Annotated in this window: 1 protein-coding gene; it reads right to left on the reverse strand. The window is 74.1% G+C overall.

Annotated elements, in window-relative coordinates:
- The coding region (locus VGR37_04270; protein HEV2146610.1) for a condensation domain-containing protein at positions 1-1769 on the reverse strand (1769 nt) is incomplete at both ends.

Here is a 1769-nt window from a genome sequence, read left to right on the forward strand (position 1 = left end):
GTGGACGCAGGCGCGCGGCAGCGCGGCGGCGGTGGCGTTCCAGGCCTCCAGCACCTGCACCCGTTCGGCCCCGCGCAGCAGCGACACCTCCGACACGCGCGCCTCCGGGCGGGCCGCCATCGAATCCAGCAGGGTCTCCAGATGCCGCGCCATCCGCTCCATGCTCCCGCCGTCCCACAGCTCCAGGCGGTACGCCAGCTCCCCCCGGATCTCCTCTCCCGCCTCCGCCAGGCTGCAGGTCAGGTCGAACTTCACCGGGGCGCTCCCGCCGCCGAGGACGTCCAGCCCCGCCCCGCCCAGCTCCAGCTCGGCCCCCCGGTTGTTCTGGAGCGAGAACATCACCTGGAAGAGCGGGGTGTGCGCCAGGCTGCGCTCCACCCCCAGCTCCTCCACCAGCTTCTCGAAGGGGAGGTCCTGGTGCTGGTAGGCACCCAGCGTGGTCTCGCGCACCTGGCGGAGCAGGTCGCGGAAGCTCCCCTCATGCGAAACGTCCGAGCGCAGGGCCAGCGTGTTGACGAAGAAGCCGATCAGCCCCTCCACCTCCACCGTGGTGCGCCCAGAGATGGGGCTTCCCACGACCACGTCGTGCTGGCCGCTGTAGCGCGAGAGGAGCGCCTGCCAGCCGGCCAGGAGCACCATGAACAGCGTCGCGCCCTCCCGCCGCCCCGTCTCCCGCAGGGCGCGCGCGACGTCCGCGGGGACGGTGAAGGCGTGGAACCCTCCCCGCGCGCTCTGCTCCGCGGCGCGGGGACGGTCGGTGGGGATCTCCAGGAGCGGGGGAGCCCCGGCCAGCCTTTCCCGCCAGTAGGCCAGCTGCCTCTCCAGCACCTCGTCCCTGAGCCAGGCCCGCTGCCACGCCGCGTAGTCCGCGTACTGCACCGGGAGCTCGGGCAGCACGGGCTCCTCCCCCCGCGAGTACGCCGCGTACAGCGCCGAGACCTCCCGCGCCGCCACCCCCATGCTCCACCCGTCGCTGACGATGTGGTGCATGCAGAAGAAGAGGACGTGCTCCGTCTCGTCCATGCCGAGCAGCGCGCAACGGAGGAGCGGTCCCCGCGCCAGGTCGAAGGGCCGCAGCGCCTCCGCCTCGGCCAGGCGCCGCGCCTCCCGCTCGCGCCCACCCGCCGCGAGCCGGCGGAGGTCGATGCGCGGGAGGGGGACGGGGACGGGCGGGTGGATCACCTGAGCCGCTCGCCCGTCGACCTCGGGGAAGCGCGTCCGCAGCGCCTCGTGGCGCCCCACCAGCCGGGTGAGGCTGCGCTCCAGCGCCCGGGCGTCCACCGCGCCCTGCATGCGCAGTGCGTACGGCATGTTGTAGGCGGCGCTCTCCGTCTCGAGCCGCTGGATGAACCAGAGGCGCTGCTGGGCGAAGGACAGCGGCAGCGGGGAGCCGTCGCGCGGCACCGGCAGCAGCGGCGGGGCAGCAGCGGGGGCGTCGGCGCGCCGCAGGGAGTCCAGCCGCGCGGCGAGGGTCTCCACTGTAGACGACTCGAAGAGCGTCCGCAGCGGCACCTCCACACCCAGCGCCTGCCGCAGCCGCGAGACCACCTGCGTCGCGAGCAGCGAATGCCCTCCCAGCTCGAAGAAGTCGTCCCGCACCCCCACCCGCTCCCGCCTCAGCACCTCCACCCAGATCCCCGCCACCAGCTCCTCCACCGCCGTGCGGGGCGCCTCGTAGACGGATTCCTCCCCCCCCGCCTCCGGCGCCGGGAGGGCTCCCCGGTCCAGCTTGCCGTTGGGAGTGAGGGGGAGCGCCTCCAGGACCACGT

This window comes from Longimicrobiaceae bacterium (genome assembly GCA_035936415.1).
Classification (GTDB): Bacteria; Gemmatimonadota; Gemmatimonadetes; order Longimicrobiales; family Longimicrobiaceae; genus JAFAYN01.